Raw genomic sequence first — 16,871 nt, 5'->3', positions numbered from 1 at the left:
CGGTTCTGCTTGCCAATCTGCAGATTGAGAAAAACTTGGTACTTAAGACCTATGACACTTTCGCAAAAACAAGGCATAATAGGTTCGTAAGCTAAACTTGCAATCACACATTTGCTGAAGGAGGCAATTTCCATGAACGAAAGAGAACGTATATTGGATCTAGTAAAAAAAGGTGTGCTTTCTACAGAAGAAGCCTTAGATTTACTAGAAGGTATGGCAAAAGCCAAAGACGAAAAACAAATTAACAAAGCTGCTGCTGAGGTAACCGCGGATAAGAATGCGACAAGCCCATTTGATGATACTGAAAATAACGATGAGATGTTCACGTTTGACGGCGAAGAAAAGCTTCGTCAAAACGAAGCGCAAGACAAAGAAAATCTTGAAAAGATTCTCGATGGCTTAGCAACAGAAGCCAACCAAGCATCTGCTGAGTTGGACGAAATCAATGCTGAAATTCTTGGTGTCAAAGAAGAATTAAAAGAAGCACAAGAAACACTGATGCAATTGAACACCAAAGAAGAATTGGATCAATTGTCAGAAGATGAATTGGCAACACGTCATGAAACAGAAGCGACCATTACTGGCTTAGAAGAAACCTTAGATGGTTTAACCGAAGAAAAAGCAGAATTGGAAGCTAAACTAAAAAATATTCGTAAAGACCAATGGTCTCAAACGAAAGAGAAAATCTCTCAAAAATTAGATATTCCAGAAGATTGGAAAGAACAAGCGACCGATACTATCAATCAAGTAAGTGAAAAAATGGTCGATGCCAGCACACACTTCGGACATTTCTTGAAGAAAACGGTTCGGGCAGTGACAGAGTCAGTCAATGACAACATGGAATGGAAAGACATCAACTTAAAAGTTCCCGGTGTTGCAGCGACAAAATTTGAGCATACATTCAGCTATGACGAAACGGCAGCGACATTGATCGATGTGAAATTAGCAAACGGCAATGTTTCCTTCCAATTATGGGATGAACCAGGTGTCAAAGTAGATGCCAAAATCAAACTATATGGTAAAATGGATGCGGCGGAGCCTTTCGATGCTTTTGAAGCAAGAAGCCAAATCAATGTTGATGATGAACGCATCTCTTTCCAAATTCCCAACAAACGCATTCGTGCCGATCTCGTTTTCTACTTGCCAAAACGTACCTATGATCATGTGGCAGTAAAACTATTGAACGGCAATGTTACATTCAATGAATTAGATGCGAAAGATGTTTATACAAAGTCAACAAACGGCAATATCGATTTCCGCAAAGTAAATGCATCGATGTTAGAGATTGAAGGCGTGAATGGAACGATCACTGTTCAAGATGGTGAGATTTTAGATGCCATCATCGAAACGGTGAACGGCGACGTTACGTTGACAGCAACGCCACAAAACACCGGTATTTCTTTAGTAAACGGAAATATCCGTGTGACCTACAAAGAAGAAACGGTCCAAAAATTAAACGCCAGCTCTGTAAATGGGAATGTCAAAGTAGCATTACCGACAGGAATCGGTTTTGAAGGGATCGCCAAAACAAGTTTAGGTAGCATCAACAATCGTTTAAGCGAGATGGAAGTTGTGCGTGAGAAAAAAGAACGCCTAAACCAACTATTGCAATTCCGTCGGGTTGCCGATAAAGTCGCACAAATCGATCTATCCACAACAACAGGAAATGTCTTTATCAAAGATACAGACAAATAAGAATCGCTGGGTTTACACTCATTAAAGAAAAGAAGGAAGGTGTAGATAAATGAACAAAAAATTAACAAAATCAGCCAATAACGTTGTCATTACAGGTACTCTAGGGGGTCTGGCAGAATACTTGCGAATCGATCCAACCATCGTTCGCGTGATCTATGTCTTTCTATCTTTAGTGACTGCTGGGTTCCCTGGAATCACTTTATATATCATCATGGCGGTCTTGATTCCTTCAGGACGCAAGAGCACCTCAGGATATGGCCACGACAATCACTACTACAAACAAAACAAATACAATGAAGCAAATCGTCCCCGTAAAGAAGCGGAAAAGGTGGAGGATGAGGACTGGAGTGACTTCTAGTGTCTTATTTTCAACGGCTTATCATGAATACACTGACGTTTGTCACATTGGCGGTTCTATTACCAAATATGATCCACGTTCAAAGCATTATGACTGCAGTGATCGCCAGTTTCGTACTGTCGATTCTGAATGCTTTGATTAAACCAATTCTGATCGTCATTTCATTTCCATTGACTTTACTGACGCTTGGTTTCTTCACTTTTGTGATCAATGCGCTCATGCTGAATTTGACTTCGTATTTTGTTGGGTCAGCCAACTTCGGCTTCTCCTCGTTTGGGGCTGCGCTCTTAGTGGCGTTGATCATGTCAGTAATCAATATGATCGTGACCGAACACCATATCGAAAAATATTCACGTTAAAAAGACGTTTCACGTTTTCTCCACTAACTAAGAAGCTAGTGGAGAAACGGAAACGTCTTTTTTTAGTTTAACTGTTCTTCTTTGATGGCTGCCAGGTACGTATCTACTGCCTGTAACGTTTCATCAAGCGCTCCTTTTTCAAAAGGTGAACGCAAATGAGCAAGAGCCAGGATCTCAAGGAATGTTTTCGTGCCGCCGACTTCGCAGATGGCCAAATAATCTTGCCAAGCGGTTTCGTCTTTTGCCACGATGAATCGATACCAAAATTGGAATGCACACACTTGCGCCAATGTATAATCGATATAGTAGAAAGGTGATTCAAAAATATGCCCTTGTCTAAACCAATACAAGCCACGATCAAGGTCTGGATATTCTGAATAATCCCGTTCTGGGCAATATTGGCGTTCTAATTCCCGCCAACGAGCTTTGCGCTGTGCTGGTGACCATTCGGGATGCTCATAAACGTCCTGTTGGAAGTGATCCACTAAAACGCCATAAGGCAGAAATTGCAGGCTACTAGCAAGATGCGCGAATTTGTATTTTTCTGTTTCTTCTTCGAAAAAGGCATCCATCCATGGCCAGGCGATAAATTCCATCGACATTGAATGGATCTCGCAAGACTCATAATTTGGAAACAAAATTTCCGGTTCTTTGATCCAACGAGAGCGAAAGGCTTGAAAGGCATGGCCAGCTTCGTGGGTCAAAACATCGACATCACCAGAAGTACCGTTAAAGTTGGCAAAGATAAATGGCGATTGATAGTCTTGGATAAACGTACAGTAGCCGCCAGATTGTTTGCCTTTTTTGCTTAGTAGATCAAGTAGGTCATGCTCGACCATAAAATCAAAAAATTCGCCAGTTTCAGGGGATAGTTCCTGATACATCACACGGGCTTTTTCTACTAGTTCTTCAGGAGTTCCTTTAGGCTCTGCGTTACCACTAGGATAAACAAGCGGCAGGTCGGTAAAGGTTGCCTGAGTCAATTGGTTACGCTGCGCCTGTCTTTGGTACAGTTTTTGGGTAATTGGGACGACTTTTTCTAAAATTTCCCGACGATAGGTCTCGATCATTGAACGATCATAGTCCCAACGATTCATTTGGGTATCCGCAAAGGCAACATAATTTTCAAAGCCGAGCTTGTGGGCGATCTCGGTACGAACCTTGACCATCTCGTCATAAATTTGATCAAAACGGTCTTCATTTTCCGTGAAGAAAGCCGTTTGTTTTTCAAACGCTTCTTTTCGAACACCGCGATCTTTGTTTTCGGTAAATGGTCGCAGTTGTGCGAGGGTATAGGTTTCTCCTTGGAAGTCGATTTGGGCAGAAGCGACCAATTTGCTGTAATCGGAAGCCAATTGGTTTTCTTTTTGAAACAATTCGATCAAGGCCTCATCAAAAAGCTTCACGCGGCTTTCGGCAAACAAGAAAAGTGTTTCTGGATATTCGGCTTTTAATTCATCTAAGACCGGTGAAGCCAGGAGTGCTTGATAGAATTGAAAATCCAGAGCTTCAAAATGAGGCTGGTATTCATTCCAAAAAGTATCTTCTGCTTCATAAAAGGCATCGTTGGTATCGATCGAATAGCGGATCGAAGCCAAGTTCATTGCAGTATCGATCGTTCCTCTTAGTTCGTTCAAAGCATCAAGTGCTTGCTTCGCCTCCGAGAAGGTATCGGCTGAATGAAGGTTTGCTAAGGCTTTTTTGAATGTTTCTTGATAGACTGGAAAATCAGGGCGTTGATACGTGTATGCTGAAAATTTCATTAAAAATCCCTCCTTAGTAAAATAATAACACAAACGAAAAAGAATGAGGACTTCTATTGGCGAAGGTAGTAACTTTACTGATAGAATGATAAAATAGAACCAGAGTGTCGTTTACAAGAAGCAGCGGCAAGAATCATTGAGAAAAGAGGGAAAACCTATGGCAGAAACCGTCAAAGTCAGCGAGCTGGCGGAGGCTTTAAATTTAGAGATAGTGGAAGGAACTGAAAACAGTTTAGAAAGAGAAATCATTACCGGCGATATTTCCCGACCTGGTTTGGAATTGACGGGTTATTTTAATTACTATTCCCATGATCGTCTGCAATTATTCGGCAGCAAAGAGATCACCTTTGCGGAACGAATGATGCCAGAAGAACGCTTGATGGTGATGCGCAAAATGTGTGCCGATGATACACCTGGATTTATCGTTTCTCGCGGCTTGGAAGTACCAGCGGAAATGATTCAAGCTTGCAAAGAACATGAGATCACGATTCTACGTTCGCCCATCTCAACGTCACGTCTGCAAGGAGAGCTTTCTAGTTTTCTCGATGGGCGTTTAGCAACAAGAACCAGTGTTCATGGGGTATTAGTGGATGTCTATGGCTTAGGCGTTTTGATCCAAGGCGATAGCGGAATTGGGAAAAGCGAAACAGCATTAGAGTTGATCAAACGTGGGCATCGGTTGATTGCTGATGATCGGGTGGATGTGTATAAGCAAGATGAATTGACTTTGGTGGGGGAACCGCCGAAAATCTTGCAACACTTGATCGAGATCCGCGGAATCGGGATCATCGATGTCATGAATCTTTTTGGTGCCAGTGCCGTACGAGGATATATGCAGGTTCAAGTAGCGGTGTATTTAGAAGCTTGGGCGAAAGACAAAAAGTATGATCGACTAGGAACCGATGATACGACGGTTGAAATTGGTGGCGTCGATGTACCACAAATCAAAATCCCGGTAAAAACGGGTCGAAATGTTGCGATTATTATCGAAGTTGCTGCCATGAATTTCCGAGCGAAAACGATGGGCTACGATGCAACGAAGACCTTTGAAAATCGATTGACGCAATTGATCGAAGAAAATTCTGGAAACTAGAGAGGATAAGATAGATGTTAGGTTTAGTAAATCGAGTCGCATTTGAACTATTTGGTTTGCCGATTTATTGGTATGCGATCATTATCGTATCAGGCGTGATCATTGCTATGTGGTTAAGTACGAGAGAAGCGGTTCGTGTCGGGCTCAAGCCAGATGATGTGACTGATTTTATGTTGATTGGATTGCCAGTATCGATCATTGGTGCGCGGCTTTATTATATTCTATTTGACTTGCAATACTACATTGATGACCCAAGTCAAATTTTCAATATTCGCTCTGGTGGGATCGCCATCTACGGCGCTCTGATCGCCGGGGGGATCTGGCTGTACTTTTTCTGCCAACGAAATTTTATTTCTCCCTGGACCTTCTTAGACATCGCCGCACCAAGTGTTTTATTGGCACAAGGAATCGGGCGTTGGGGCAACTTTATGAACCATGAAGCATTTGGAGCTGAAGTCAGCCGCTCCTTCTTAGAAAGTTTGTATATACCGAAATTTATTATCGATAATATGTATATCGATGAAGCGTATCGGCAGCCGACCTTTCTTTATGAATCGGTTTGGAACGTGATTGGATTTATCGTTTTGATCTTCTTGCGTAAGAAAACTGGGTTATTAAAAGAAGGCGAAGTCTTCTTAAGCTACTTGATTTGGTATGGATTCGGACGCTTCTTTATTGAAGGAATGCGCACCGATAGTTTATACTTATTTGGGGATATCCGTGTGTCACAAGCACTTTCCGCATTATTGTTCTTCGGAGCGATCGGACTATTGATCTGGCGCCGGAAAAACCAAACCTTAAAAGACTACAACCGTAGCTTTGGCAAAAACCAAACGATTATCTAAACAGTTATTTTATTGAAATTATGGTAAAATGATAAAGTGCATGAATTTGCGAAAAGGATAGAGGAGGTTTCCATAGTGAAACAGAAAATCGCCGTATTAGGTCCCGGATCATGGGGGACTGCTTTGGCACAAGTCTTGTCCGAAAATGGACATGAAGTGACTATTTGGGGGAACAATTCCGCCCAAATCGATGAAATCAATACGTATCATACCAATCGGCATTATTTGCCTGATTTGAAATTACCTGAAAATATCTTAGGCTGCAAAAATCTAGAAGAGGCGATCCAAGGAGCAGATGCTGTCTTGTTTGTGGTACCAACCAAAGCGATTCGTGCCGTGGCACAAGAGTTCGCTGAAAAGACAACCGGCAAACCAGTTATCATCCATGCCTCAAAAGGATTAGAACAAGGCAGCCATAAACGAATCTCAGAAGTACTTGCTGAAGAGATCCCAGCTGATAAACGCCAAGAAATCGTTGTCCTGTCAGGACCATCACATGCTGAAGAAGTCGCTGTCCATGATATCACCACGATCACGGCAGCTTCAGAAAATGAAACGGCTGCTAAATATGTACAAGAGCTGTTTATGAATGATTACTTTAGAATCTATACCAATAACGATGTGATCGGTGTCGAAACTGGTGCCGCTTTGAAAAACATCATCGCTATTGGTGCCGGTGCGATTGCTGGACTGGGCTTTGGGGATGATGCGAAGGCTGCGATCATGACCCGTGGGTTAGCAGAAATCAGTCGTCTTGGTGTGGCAATGGGTGCCAATCCTTTAACCTTTATCGGATTGAGTGGGGTTGGCGATTTGATCGTTACGTGTACCAGTGTCCACTCGCGGAATTGGCGTGCCGGAAATCTATTAGGAAAAGGCCATAGCTTAGATGAAGTGTTAGACAATATGGGGATGATCGTTGAAGGAGTTTCAACCACTAAAGCTGCCCGCGAATTAGCAGAAGCTTTGTCGGTGGAAATGCCAATCACAGAAACGATTTATTCGGTCTTGTATGAAGGCAAAGACATCAAGCAAGCAGCGAAAGATATTATGCTGCGAGACGGCAAAGAAGAAAACGAATTTACGGTAGATCAATCATTATGATTAAAGGAGCGAGTCACATGAATGTCAAAAAAGCAGTTATCCCAGCAGCCGGTCTAGGTACCCGATTTTTACCAGCTACAAAGGCAATGGCAAAGGAAATGTTGCCGATCGTTGACAAACCAACGATCCAGTTTATCGTGGAAGAAGCTTTACAATCAGGAATCGAAGATATTTTGATCGTAACAGGGAAAGCAAAGCGTCCGATCGAAGACCATTTCGATGCCAATTTAGAATTAGAGATGAATCTAAAAGAAAAAGGCAAGACAGAGCTTTTAAAATTAGTGGAAGAAACAACGGACGTAAATCTTCATTTCATTCGTCAGTCCCATCCGAAAGGACTAGGTCATGCGGTTTTACAAGCCCGTGCGTTTGTTGGCAACGAACCATTTGTGGTCATGCTAGGTGATGACTTGATGGAAGATCAAGTACCATTGACCAAACAGCTGATCGATAATTATGAAAAAACGCATGCCTCAACGATCGCTGTTATGGATGTTCCTCATGAAGATACATCAAAATACGGAATCATTGATCCTGGTATGGAAGTTGAAAAAGGCTTGTTCAATGTCAAAAACTTTGTTGAAAAACCAGCGCCAGAAAATGCGCCAAGTGATTTAGCGATTATTGGCCGCTACTTGCTGACCCCTGAAATTTTTGATATTTTAGCCAATCAAGAACCAGGTGCTGGCGGCGAGATCCAATTGACGGATGCCATCGACACATTAAACAAAACCCAACGCGTCTTTGCCCATCAATTTACCGGCAAACGTTACGATGTAGGAGACAAATTCGGTTTCTTAAAAACAAGTATTGAATATGGTTTAGTGCACCCTGAAGTCAAAGACAACTTGAAAGAGTATTTGATTGAGTTAGGAAAAGAACTAGCTCCAGCTCAAAAAGAAGTCAAAGAAGCACCGAAAGCGTCAAAAAAATAACACAAACTCCTAAACAAGGCAATTTCTGATGAAATTGCTTTGTTTTTTTATTATTTCCTGTTGAAAGCGGATAATTTTCTTAAAAATGCAGTCTTTTATTTGTAGAAAGTGCAGTGAAATGCTATTCTTAATATAAGTAAATGGGGAAAGGAGCCATTCTATGTCAGGAGGAGAACTAGCTGCATTAATTGCTGCGATCGCATTTGTCGTACTGGTTATTTTCGTCGTTCGTTTGTTGATGCAAGTCAGCAAGACAATGACCAAAGTCGACAAAACGGTTGAAGAGGCAAACACAACCATCCGTGTCATTACCAAAGATGTTGATATTCTTTCAAAAGAGGTTGAAGGTCTATTGGTAAAAACGAATGAGCTTTTACAAGATGTGAACGGAAAAGTCGCAACCATCGATCCTTTGTTCACAGCAGTCGCAGATCTAAGTACCAGTGTTTCAGAATTAAATGTTTCTGGAAAAAATTTAATTACGCGTGTGGGTAGTCTTGGCCGGACGACTGCCAAAGCAACGGTAGCTGGAAAAGTCGGTCAAACAGCCATGAAATTTTTCAAAGACAAAAATAACCAAAAATAAAAGGAGGACTTTCAATGAGTAAAAAAGGCGGATTTTTATTAGGAGCAATCATCGGAGGAACAGCGGCAGCAGCAGCAGCACTTTTGTTGGCGCCAGAATCTGGTAAAACATTAAGAAATAAATTAGCAAAACAAGCAGACGATTTATTAGATAAAGCATCTGATTATGGTGATTTAGCCAAAGAAAGAAGTACGGATCTTGTTGATATCGCTAAAGATAAAGCAGCAAAATTAAGCGAGCAAGCATCTGATTTTACCGGTTCTTTAACAGCGAAAGTTGATGACTTAAAAGAAACAGCAGCTGGTTCTTCAGAAGAAACTATTGAAGAGTTAAAGAAACAAGCAGGGGATCTATCAGAACGCTTCAAAAAATCAGCGAGCGATGTAAAAGAAACATCCAAAGATGCCAAAGAAGATGCAGATGATACAGTCCAAGATATCATCATTGATGCAAAATCTTCAGCAGCAGATATGAAAAAAACTGTCAAAGAAGGGGTAGAAGAAGCGAAACCTGTTGTCGAAGAAGCAAAAAAAGATGGTCAAGCAGCCGCAGCTGATTTGAAAAAAGAAGCTGGAAAAGCAGCAGATGATGCCAAAAAAACAGCGAAAGCAGAAACAAAAGCAGCCAAAGCTGACTTGGAAGATGCGAAAGAAGAATTAAAAGACACATTAGAAAAAAACAACCCAGAAGCATAAGTAAGGATAAAACTTGATTGCTTTAAAAGATAAAAACGTTCGCCAGTTAAATCGGCGAACGTTTTTTTGTGATTTCAGTAGTTATTCGTTTGATGCTTGGGCGATTTCCCAATCGCAAAGTTGGTAGATCCAATCCTGCAGTTGACTGAATGAAAAACCAATTTCCTCAGCGAGCGCCACATTGATCGAATAAGCAGGTGTACCATTGTAAGGGCCTTGATCGCCTGTTTCTGAAAAGAGTGGGGAAAGACCGGTTTTTTTCGATACGTATTGCAGCACTTCTTCTAAAGAGATCGTACCTTTTGACGCACCATTGATGGGTCCGGTGAATGAGCTAGTACCTAGAAACGCTAAAAATTTACCAGCTTCTTGGGCATCCACAAAGCCCATTTGATGCGTTAAATTATCGACAGCCATTGGCTTTTGCTTTATCAGATGGTCAATGTAAAAGGTAAAACGTTTTGTGTAATCATCTGCACCAATCACATAAGGAAAGCGGACAAAAACGGAGGGGATCTGACTGTATTTTTGGGTCAGGATTTCTTCCACGGTTCGTTTGCCTTCAGCATAATTGACTTCCTCAGAGCTGACCAATCTGAAGGGTTCTTCAGCTGGGTCAAAATCCGTTTCTTTCAAATCCAAGTGTAATTCATGGTACGCAGACATTGAGCTAGTAACGATGTAGCGCTTCGGTGTGACATGACGCAGTAGGATCTCAATGTCGTTGGAAGTATAAGCAATATTGTCGTAAATCACATCATAGGTTTCTTGTGTCAACGTCGTTTTGATACTTTGCTCATCTGTGCGATCAAAGATAAGTCTGTTGACTTGATCACCAAAATTATCTGTCGTCTTTCCTCTGGTAGCAATCGTGACATCACAGCCTTGATCCACTAAAGATTGGACCAAATATTTACCGAAAAAACGCGTACCGCCTAAAACCAACACTTTTTTACTCATAAGAACACTCCTTTTCATGTAATTCCAACATGTTGCGCCGTTTCATTAGAAAATCAAGATAAAACCAGCAATTCTTTTGCTGTTTTTGTAAAAGGTACACAGCCATCTGCAGTGACATACACACAGTCTTCAATACGGACACCGACCTGATCTGGTAAATAAATGCCCGGTTCGATAGAGAAGCACATGCCTTCTTCGATCACTAAATCATTGCCAGTGATCAAAGATGGGAATTCATGAACCGTGGTCCCGATGCCGTGACCTAGACGATGGTTGAAGTAGTCGCCATAGCCATAACCAGTAATCACATCACGAGCAATCTTGTCTAATTCTCCAGCGGTAATCCCAGGTTTGACCGCTGCTTGCGCTGCTAGTTCTGCTTCAAGAACGATGTCATAAATTTTTCTTTGTAATGCAGTCGGTTCTTTATAGGCAATCGTTCTGGTTGCATCACTGCAATATCCTTTCCAAACGACCCCTAGGTCAAACAAGACGAGTTCATTAGCAGTCACTTTGCGGTCACCAGGTACGCCATGAGGACTTGCTGCATTGGCACCAGCTAATACGGTCGTATCGAAGGACATATGGGAGACCCCACGCTTTTTCAGCTCGTACTCAATTTCTGCCACGATTGCCATTTCGCTGACGCCTTCTTTGATGGCAGCAAACCCAATCTCAAAAGCAACATCTGCCCAGTTGCCAGCTTCTAGTAAGGTGTCAATTTCAGCCGCCGTTTTGGTTAACTGCATTTTTTGAATAATCGGTGTCACATCTAAAGAAAATTCGGTCTGTGGCAAAAAGCGTTTCAATGCTTCATAACGCTCGACGGAAAGATCATTCTTTTCTAACGCCAAGGAAGAGACTTGGTAACGAGAGGTCAATTCCTGACAGATTTTCGCCCAAGGGTCTTCACTATCGAGATAGCCGATAATGTCAAAGGGCCAACCGCTATTTTTTGCTTCTTCTACTTCCAGAGCTGGTGTAAAAAGAAAGGGATCTTTTCCAGGAGCGACAAACAGAGCAAGGACCCTCTCATGAGGCTCACTTTTAAAACCGGAAAAATAAGCGATGGTTGCTGGATTAGAAATATAAGCAACATCGGCGCCATTGGTTTTCAACCAGCCATTTAACTCATTGATTTTTTTATCATTCATTTGAAAAAACCTTCTTTCAAGTATTCTTTTTCTATTTTATCATGCTTTGGAAGAGAATAGGGGCGGGGAAAGTAGGAAATTGCTAAGTTTTCATGAAAACAAAATTAAAACGGTTGCAAATCCGGAAAAAATTTGCTATTCTAACAAAGAAATGTAAATAAGATTTTCTGAAAATAGAATAAGGGAGATATATCATGGAAAAACAAACAATTACGATTTATGATGTTGCACGGGAAGCGAATGTATCGATGGCAACTGTTTCACGGGTAGTCAACGGAAATCCAAATGTAAAACCAGCAACTCGTAAGAAAGTGCTGGAAGTGATCGACCGCTTGGATTATCGGCCAAACGCAGTTGCTCGAGGGTTAGCAAGTAAAAAGACCACAACTGTAGGTGTCATCATTCCTGATGTCAGCAATATGTTCTTTTCATCACTTGCTCGTGGGATCGATGATGTAGCGACCATGTATAAATACAATATCATCTTAGCCAACTCTGATGGCGATACAATGAAAGAAGTCAACGTATTGAACAACTTGTTAGCGAAACAAGTGGACGGCGTTATCTTCATGGGTCATCGCATCACGGATGAAATTCGTGGGGAATTCTCTCGCTCAAAAACACCAGTCGTTTTAGCTGGTTCGATCGATCCTGATGAACAAGTAGGAAGTGTCAATATCGATTACACAGCAGCTGCCAAAGATGCTGTTTCATTATTGGCGAAAAACAATCAAAAAATCGCTTTTGTTAGCGGTGCTTTGATCGATCCAATCAATGGCCAAAACCGCTTGAAAGGCTACAAAGAAGCCTTGAAAGAAAACAACCTTGACTATTCTGAAGGGTTGATCTTTGAATCACCATACAGCTTTAAAGAAGGCTTAGCATTAGTTGATCGCATCATCAACAGTGGTGCAACAGCAGCTTATGTTACAGATGATGAGCTAGCGATCGGTGTCTTAGATGGTTTGTTAGACAAAGGTGTTAAAGTTCCTGAAGATTTCGAGATCATCACCAGCAACAATTCATTATTGGCTGAAGCCGCTCGTCCACGCTTATCAAGTGTTACCCAACCATTGTATGATATGGGTGCCGTTGCGATGCGTCTATTGACAAAAATGATGAACAAAGAAGATGTAGAACAAAAAACGATCGTCTTGCCTTACGGTATCTCAGAAAAAAGCTCTACGAAATAAGCAGCGATTCACGGAACCTTTACAAGTGGAACAACACTACGTTGTTCCGCTTTTTACTTTTACGATCGTTCGTGTGGGTAGAAAATCTACGGATTTTTTACCCACACTTTTTTTGCATAAAAAAACTGATCAGCACAAGGCTGATCAGTCATCATTATTCGTTGTATTTGCTTGGTCATTGTCTTGTTCATCGTCATCATCATCATTTGCTGTAGGCGTGGCATTGTTTGAAGTATTATTAGACGATGTATTTGAAGAGCGATTGGTTGAACGGCTAGACGATGCTTTTTTCCAATAGTCAGCGTAATTAGCGTCCGAACCGCCGATCCCAAACTTAAAGTCGACCGTATCCGGTCCGCCAGTGGCCCAATATGAGTTGACGGTATCGCTTGGATTCGTGTAGGTTCGATTATCGACCCGCACGGTGCCTCCTGGTTGGGTCCCTGTAAATTTGGAAACTTTGACTTTTTTCACGTCATTTGAAAGCTCAAACTTCTGATCCACACCAAAAACTTCTTGATTTGTTTGATAGATCCGATTGATTAAGTAAGCCATGTAATTGGCTGTCCGAGTTCCTGCAGCACTATCAGTAGCTTTGTTGTCATCCCGTCCTGACCAGCTGCTGATAGTGATCGATGGGGTGGAAACGACTAGCCAAGAGTCTGACCAGTTATTGGTGGAACCAGTTTTACCGACCCAATCGGCATTCCCGAGATTCCAATCTAATCCACTGATAACTGTTTTGAAGGTACTGGTTTTTTGCTCATCGATGACACTGCGCATCATGTCGGTCATGATAGAAGCCGTCGCTTCAGAAAAGACCTGTACTGGTTTGGCTTCATGCTGATAAAGCACTTCGCCTTCATTGTCTTTGATGGATTCGATGATGTAGCCTTGCTGATAGACACCATTATTAGCAAATGTTTGGAAGCCATTCGTTTGATTCAACACTGTGACATCCGTAACCCCTAATGGCGCTGATTCATATGCCCAGCTATTATCTTCCGGATAGCCCATTTTGCTTAAATAATTTGTGTAGGCGTAAAAATGATCGCCTTCTTTTTCCCAAAGATCTTGGAAAATATTTGTCGCTGCGATATTACTGGAAACTTCTAGTGATTCGCGAATCGACATGAAGGTATTGGTTCCGCGGTTTGTGGCATTGACGATTGACTCACCAGCATTTTCTCCCGTCCGCCATTTTGCGGCATAGTCAGAAACCATCGATTCTGAGCCCATCAAACCACTTTCGATGGCCGGACCATAAACCAGCATTGGTTTGATACTTGATCCTGCTTGACGTTTGGCATCAAAGGCATGATTGAATTGATTTTCAGCATAGTTACGACCACCAATAAAGCCTAATACTTTCCCAGTGGCATTATCCATCATAACATTGCCGACTTCGATGGTGGCGTCGCCCCAATTGTCTAACATAGAGCCGTATTTATCAACGGCATCTTGCATCGCATTATAAATGTCTTTATCGATCGTTGATGTGACGGTATAGCCACCATTAACGAGTTTTTGTTGCGCCAATTCGAAGTATTTTTGATAGGTTTCGTCTTTGGCATATTCTTCATCACTGACATCATCTTCAACTGCCAGTTGTTTGGCAATAATATCTTTTGCTTCATTTAAAACAGTATAATAGAGGAAGCTTTGATCCGTTTGTTCGATAGCTTCTTGCTTTTTGAAGTCTTGTTTTAAGTCATAGTTAAGTGCTTCTTCGTATTCTTCTTTCGTAATATCGTGGTTGCGATACATACTGAAGAGGACAAAGTCTTTCCGTTCTAAGCCCGCAGTCAGGTTCTCCTTGATCTCACCCGTATTTGTATAAGGGCTGTAGACGATCGGACTTTGTGGCAGTCCTGCAATGAAGGCTGCTTGTGGTAAAGTTAGGTCAGCGGCATTAACGCCGAAAATTCCTTGCGCCGCTTCTTGCACACCTGCGATATTTTGCCCTTTATTGTTCCGACCAAAAGGAGAGATGTTTAGATACATAGTGACGATCTCGTCTTTATCAAAAAACTTCTCTACTTCCATAGCTAATAAGATCTCGTTGGCTTTGCGTTTGAAGGTTGTTTCACTGGAAAGGATTTGTTGTTTTACCAGCTGTTGGGTCAAAGTGGAACCCCCGCTGCCGCCAAAACCTGTCGCTTCAGATAATAATGCTCGCACGACCGCTTTTGGTACGACGCCATTGTGAATATTAAAATATTCGTCTTCGGTTGCGATGATTGCTTTTTTCAAGTAGTCTGAAATTTGATCGGAATTAACCGACGTTCGCATCAGGTCTGAGCGAATCGTTGCGATTTTACTGCCATCTGAGTACGCGAGTTGAGAAGTCTCTGTGATGTCGGTCAGTTCTTTCTGCAACTCTTCTTTAGAAGGAGCTGCGGTATCTTCCACAAGAAAAGCAAAGTAGCCGGCACCGATCCCTAAGGCTAAAGAGCCGCCAAGCACCAGCAAAGAAATAGCGACTAAGAATAAGGCATGTAAAACCCTTAGACTGATGTTGAAATAGAACCAGCCTCTATTTTTGTTTTCTGTATTCTTTTGTTTTTTCGTTTTCTGGGACAAAAAGAGTCACCTCAATAAATTAGAATAGATTCCGTGTAATTATAGCAAAAAACAAGACGCTTGGGTAGCACCCTATCCGTTATCTCAAGAAGAGGATCAGGAAAATTCTTTTCACGGTTGGATCTGATCAGTGAAAACAAAGGAAAACGAAAGGATTTGCCTAAAAGTTTCTTTTTTGGTAAAGGACTTTGAGAGAAAGACTTTTCATTGCCCTCTTTTTCAGTTAAGATGAACAATGAAGCAATTATTAGGAGGAGAAAGAATGAGTACAGACTTTTTTGAAGAACTAAAGCAACGCGGATTAGTTCATCAGACCACAGACGAAGCAGCCTTGACCAAACAATTAAATGAAGAGTCTGTGAAACTATATATCGGCTTTGATCCTACCGCAGATAGCCTGCATATTGGTCATTTATTGCCTATTTTGATGTTGCGCCGTTTCCAACAAAACGGACATGTGCCGATCGCATTAGTTGGTGGCGGTACAGGAATGATCGGTGACCCATCCTTTAAAGATCAAGAACGTCAATTAAACACATTAGATACCGTTTTGGAATGGTCACAAAGTATCAAGAGCCAATTATCTCGCTTTATTGATTTTGATGACCAAGAAAATCCTGCCATCATTGCCAATAACTATGAATGGTTAGGGGAATTGAAACTGATCGATTTCTTACGGGACACTGGGAAAAACTTTACTATCAACTACATGATGAGCAAAGAAAGTGTCAAACGTCGGATCGAAACAGGAATTTCCTACACCGAATTTGCATACCAGCTTTTACAAGCCTATGACTTTTTGAACCTTTACGACAACCACGGTTGCTTGTTGCAATTAGGCGGTAGCGATCAATGGGGGAATATCACCTCTGGAATCGAATTATTGCGTCGTGAACGGGAAGTCCAAGGGTTTGGGTTGACTATGCCATTGATCACAAAAGCAGACGGAACGAAATTTGGGAAAACAGAAGGCAATGCCGTTTGGCTGGATGCCAAGAAAACGACGCCTTACGAGTTCTACCAATTCTGGATCAATACGGATGATCGTGATGCAGTTAAATTCTTGAAATATTTCACCTTCTTATCATTAGAAGAGATCGCTGCGATCGAAGCAGAATTTAATGCTGCACCAGAATCTCGAGCAGCGCAAAAAGCTTTGGCAAAAGAAGTCACTACATTGGTTCATGGGGCAGAGGCATATGAACAAGCTGTACGCATCTCAGCAAGTTTATTCAATGGCAACATCAAAGAGTTGAACGCTGAAGAGATCGAACAAGGCTTTAAAGGGGTTCCTAGCCACCAGGTAACAACTGATGATTCTTTGAACATCATTGAAGTATTGACAACTGCTAAAATCGAACCATCAAAACGTCAAGCAAGAGAAGACGTACAAAATGGGGCGATCTACATCAATGGGGAACGCGTCCAAGACCTAACGTACGAGATCCAAGCAAGTGATCGGATCGGTGGGAAATACGTCGTGATTCGTCGTGGCAAGAAAAAATATTTTTTACTAACATTTTAATCGCAAAAAGCGAACCGCCCTGT

15 protein-coding genes are annotated in these 16,871 nt (G+C 41.8%); 11 read left to right on the top strand and 4 right to left on the bottom strand.

The genetic code is table 11. The annotated features are described in order from the left end of the window. Positions 1–132: 132 nt before the first annotated feature. From liaX to CO692_RS01065, 3 genes are read left to right on the top strand one after another with little or no spacing between them, the layout of a single operon-like run. Positions 133–1,695 (top strand): daptomycin-sensing surface protein LiaX, encoded by a 1,563-nt coding sequence (liaX, locus tag CO692_RS01075; RefSeq protein WP_086292175.1) that lies wholly within the window; start codon positions 133–135, stop codon positions 1,693–1,695. Positions 1,696–1,744: 49 nt separating this feature from the next. Beyond that, a complete protein-coding gene (locus tag CO692_RS01070) occupies positions 1,745–2,053 on the top strand; it encodes a PspC domain-containing protein (protein ID WP_005225787.1) in 309 nt (102 codons plus the stop codon). Next, the gene (locus CO692_RS01065; RefSeq protein ID WP_005225788.1) at positions 2,053–2,412 is read left to right on the top strand and encodes a phage holin family protein; all 360 of its coding nucleotides are present in this window, start codon (positions 2,053–2,055) and stop codon (positions 2,410–2,412) included. Before CO692_RS01070 ends, CO692_RS01065 begins: the two co-directional genes overlap by 1 nt. Before the next feature lie 62 nt (positions 2,413–2,474). On the opposite strand, the gene CO692_RS01060 is transcribed toward CO692_RS01065, so the two are convergent. Further along, entirely contained in the window at positions 2,475–4,175 is a 1,701-nt protein-coding gene (locus CO692_RS01060) for a M3 family oligoendopeptidase (RefSeq protein WP_096741302.1), read from the bottom strand. Between the two features lie 157 nt (positions 4,176–4,332). Here CO692_RS01060 and hprK point away from each other — a divergent pair, with 157 nt between their 5' ends. The 6 genes from hprK to CO692_RS01030 all read left to right on the top strand — a co-directional run bounded on the left by hprK (position 4,333) and on the right by CO692_RS01030 (position 9,433). Then, complete coding sequence (gene hprK / locus CO692_RS01055) at positions 4,333–5,268, top strand: HPr(Ser) kinase/phosphatase (protein WP_005235388.1); 936 nt, start codon at positions 4,333–4,335, stop codon at positions 5,266–5,268. 14 nt (positions 5,269–5,282) lie between these two features. Next, on the top strand, positions 5,283–6,113 hold the full coding sequence (gene lgt, locus CO692_RS01050) for a prolipoprotein diacylglyceryl transferase (RefSeq protein ID WP_005235390.1): 831 nt from the start codon (positions 5,283–5,285) through the stop codon (positions 6,111–6,113). 75 nt (positions 6,114–6,188) lie between these two features. After that, complete coding sequence (locus tag CO692_RS01045) at positions 6,189–7,217, top strand: NAD(P)H-dependent glycerol-3-phosphate dehydrogenase (protein ID WP_096741301.1); 1,029 nt, start codon at positions 6,189–6,191, stop codon at positions 7,215–7,217. A 17-nt stretch (positions 7,218–7,234) separates the two neighbouring features. After that, positions 7,235–8,152 (top strand): UTP--glucose-1-phosphate uridylyltransferase GalU, encoded by a 918-nt coding sequence (galU, locus tag CO692_RS01040; RefSeq protein WP_074931604.1) that lies wholly within the window; start codon positions 7,235–7,237, stop codon positions 8,150–8,152. Between the two features lie 160 nt (positions 8,153–8,312). Next, positions 8,313–8,738, top strand: a complete 426-nt coding sequence (locus tag CO692_RS01035; RefSeq protein WP_005235398.1) for a DUF948 domain-containing protein — start codon at positions 8,313–8,315, stop codon at positions 8,736–8,738. Between the two features lie 14 nt (positions 8,739–8,752). Next, the gene (locus tag CO692_RS01030) at positions 8,753–9,433 is read left to right on the top strand and encodes a YtxH domain-containing protein (protein ID WP_096741300.1); all 681 of its coding nucleotides are present in this window, start codon (positions 8,753–8,755) and stop codon (positions 9,431–9,433) included. An 81-nt stretch (positions 9,434–9,514) separates the two neighbouring features. Here the strand turns inward: CO692_RS01030 and CO692_RS01025 are convergent, their stop codons facing one another. Further along, complete coding sequence (locus CO692_RS01025; RefSeq protein WP_096741299.1) at positions 9,515–10,393, bottom strand: NAD-dependent epimerase/dehydratase family protein; 879 nt, start codon at positions 10,391–10,393, stop codon at positions 9,515–9,517. A gap of 53 nt (positions 10,394–10,446) precedes the next feature. After that, a complete protein-coding gene (locus tag CO692_RS01020) occupies positions 10,447–11,547 on the bottom strand; it encodes a M24 family metallopeptidase (RefSeq protein WP_096741298.1) in 1,101 nt (366 codons plus the stop codon). A 194-nt stretch (positions 11,548–11,741) separates the two neighbouring features. Between CO692_RS01020 and ccpA the strand changes: the two genes are divergently transcribed. Further along, entirely contained in the window at positions 11,742–12,740 is a 999-nt protein-coding gene (gene ccpA / locus CO692_RS01015) for a catabolite control protein A (RefSeq protein ID WP_008378470.1), read from the top strand. Between the two features lie 144 nt (positions 12,741–12,884). On the opposite strand, the gene CO692_RS01010 is transcribed toward ccpA, so the two are convergent. After that, the gene (locus CO692_RS01010; RefSeq protein ID WP_096741297.1) at positions 12,885–15,323 is read right to left on the bottom strand and encodes a transglycosylase domain-containing protein; all 2,439 of its coding nucleotides are present in this window, start codon (positions 15,321–15,323) and stop codon (positions 12,885–12,887) included. A 262-nt stretch (positions 15,324–15,585) separates the two neighbouring features. On the opposite strand from CO692_RS01010, the gene tyrS reads away from it, so the two are divergent. Continuing rightward, positions 15,586–16,848, top strand: a complete 1,263-nt coding sequence (tyrS, locus tag CO692_RS01005; protein WP_096741296.1) for a tyrosine--tRNA ligase — start codon at positions 15,586–15,588, stop codon at positions 16,846–16,848. Positions 16,849–16,871: the final 23 nt, after the last annotated feature.

It is taken from the genome of Enterococcus sp. FDAARGOS_375 (genome assembly GCF_002393265.1).
GTDB classification, from domain to species: Bacteria; Bacillota; Bacilli; order Lactobacillales; family Enterococcaceae; genus Enterococcus_D; species Enterococcus_D innesii.
The sequence above is the reverse complement of the archived record's forward strand: the minus strand, read 5'-3'. Positions and strand labels throughout refer to the sequence as shown.

Coding starts and splice junctions, on each gene's coding strand:
- liaX (WP_086292175.1), top strand. CDS start 133: ATGAACGAAAGAGAACGTATATTGGATCTAGTAAAAAAAGGTGTGCTT.
- CO692_RS01070 (WP_005225787.1), top strand. CDS start 1,745: ATGAACAAAAAATTAACAAAATCAGCCAATAACGTTGTCATTACAGGT.
- CO692_RS01060 (WP_096741302.1), bottom strand. CDS start 4,175: ATGAAATTTTCAGCATACACGTATCAACGCCCTGATTTTCCAGTCTAT.
- hprK (WP_005235388.1), top strand. CDS start 4,333: ATGGCAGAAACCGTCAAAGTCAGCGAGCTGGCGGAGGCTTTAAATTTA.
- lgt (WP_005235390.1), top strand. CDS start 5,283: ATGTTAGGTTTAGTAAATCGAGTCGCATTTGAACTATTTGGTTTGCCG.
- galU (WP_074931604.1), top strand. CDS start 7,235: ATGAATGTCAAAAAAGCAGTTATCCCAGCAGCCGGTCTAGGTACCCGA.
- CO692_RS01035 (WP_005235398.1), top strand. CDS start 8,313: ATGTCAGGAGGAGAACTAGCTGCATTAATTGCTGCGATCGCATTTGTC.
- CO692_RS01030 (WP_096741300.1), top strand. CDS start 8,753: ATGAGTAAAAAAGGCGGATTTTTATTAGGAGCAATCATCGGAGGAACA.
- CO692_RS01025 (WP_096741299.1), bottom strand. CDS start 10,393: ATGAGTAAAAAAGTGTTGGTTTTAGGCGGTACGCGTTTTTTCGGTAAA.
- CO692_RS01020 (WP_096741298.1), bottom strand. CDS start 11,547: ATGAATGATAAAAAAATCAATGAGTTAAATGGCTGGTTGAAAACCAAT.
- ccpA (WP_008378470.1), top strand. CDS start 11,742: ATGGAAAAACAAACAATTACGATTTATGATGTTGCACGGGAAGCGAAT.
- tyrS (WP_096741296.1), top strand. CDS start 15,586: ATGAGTACAGACTTTTTTGAAGAACTAAAGCAACGCGGATTAGTTCAT.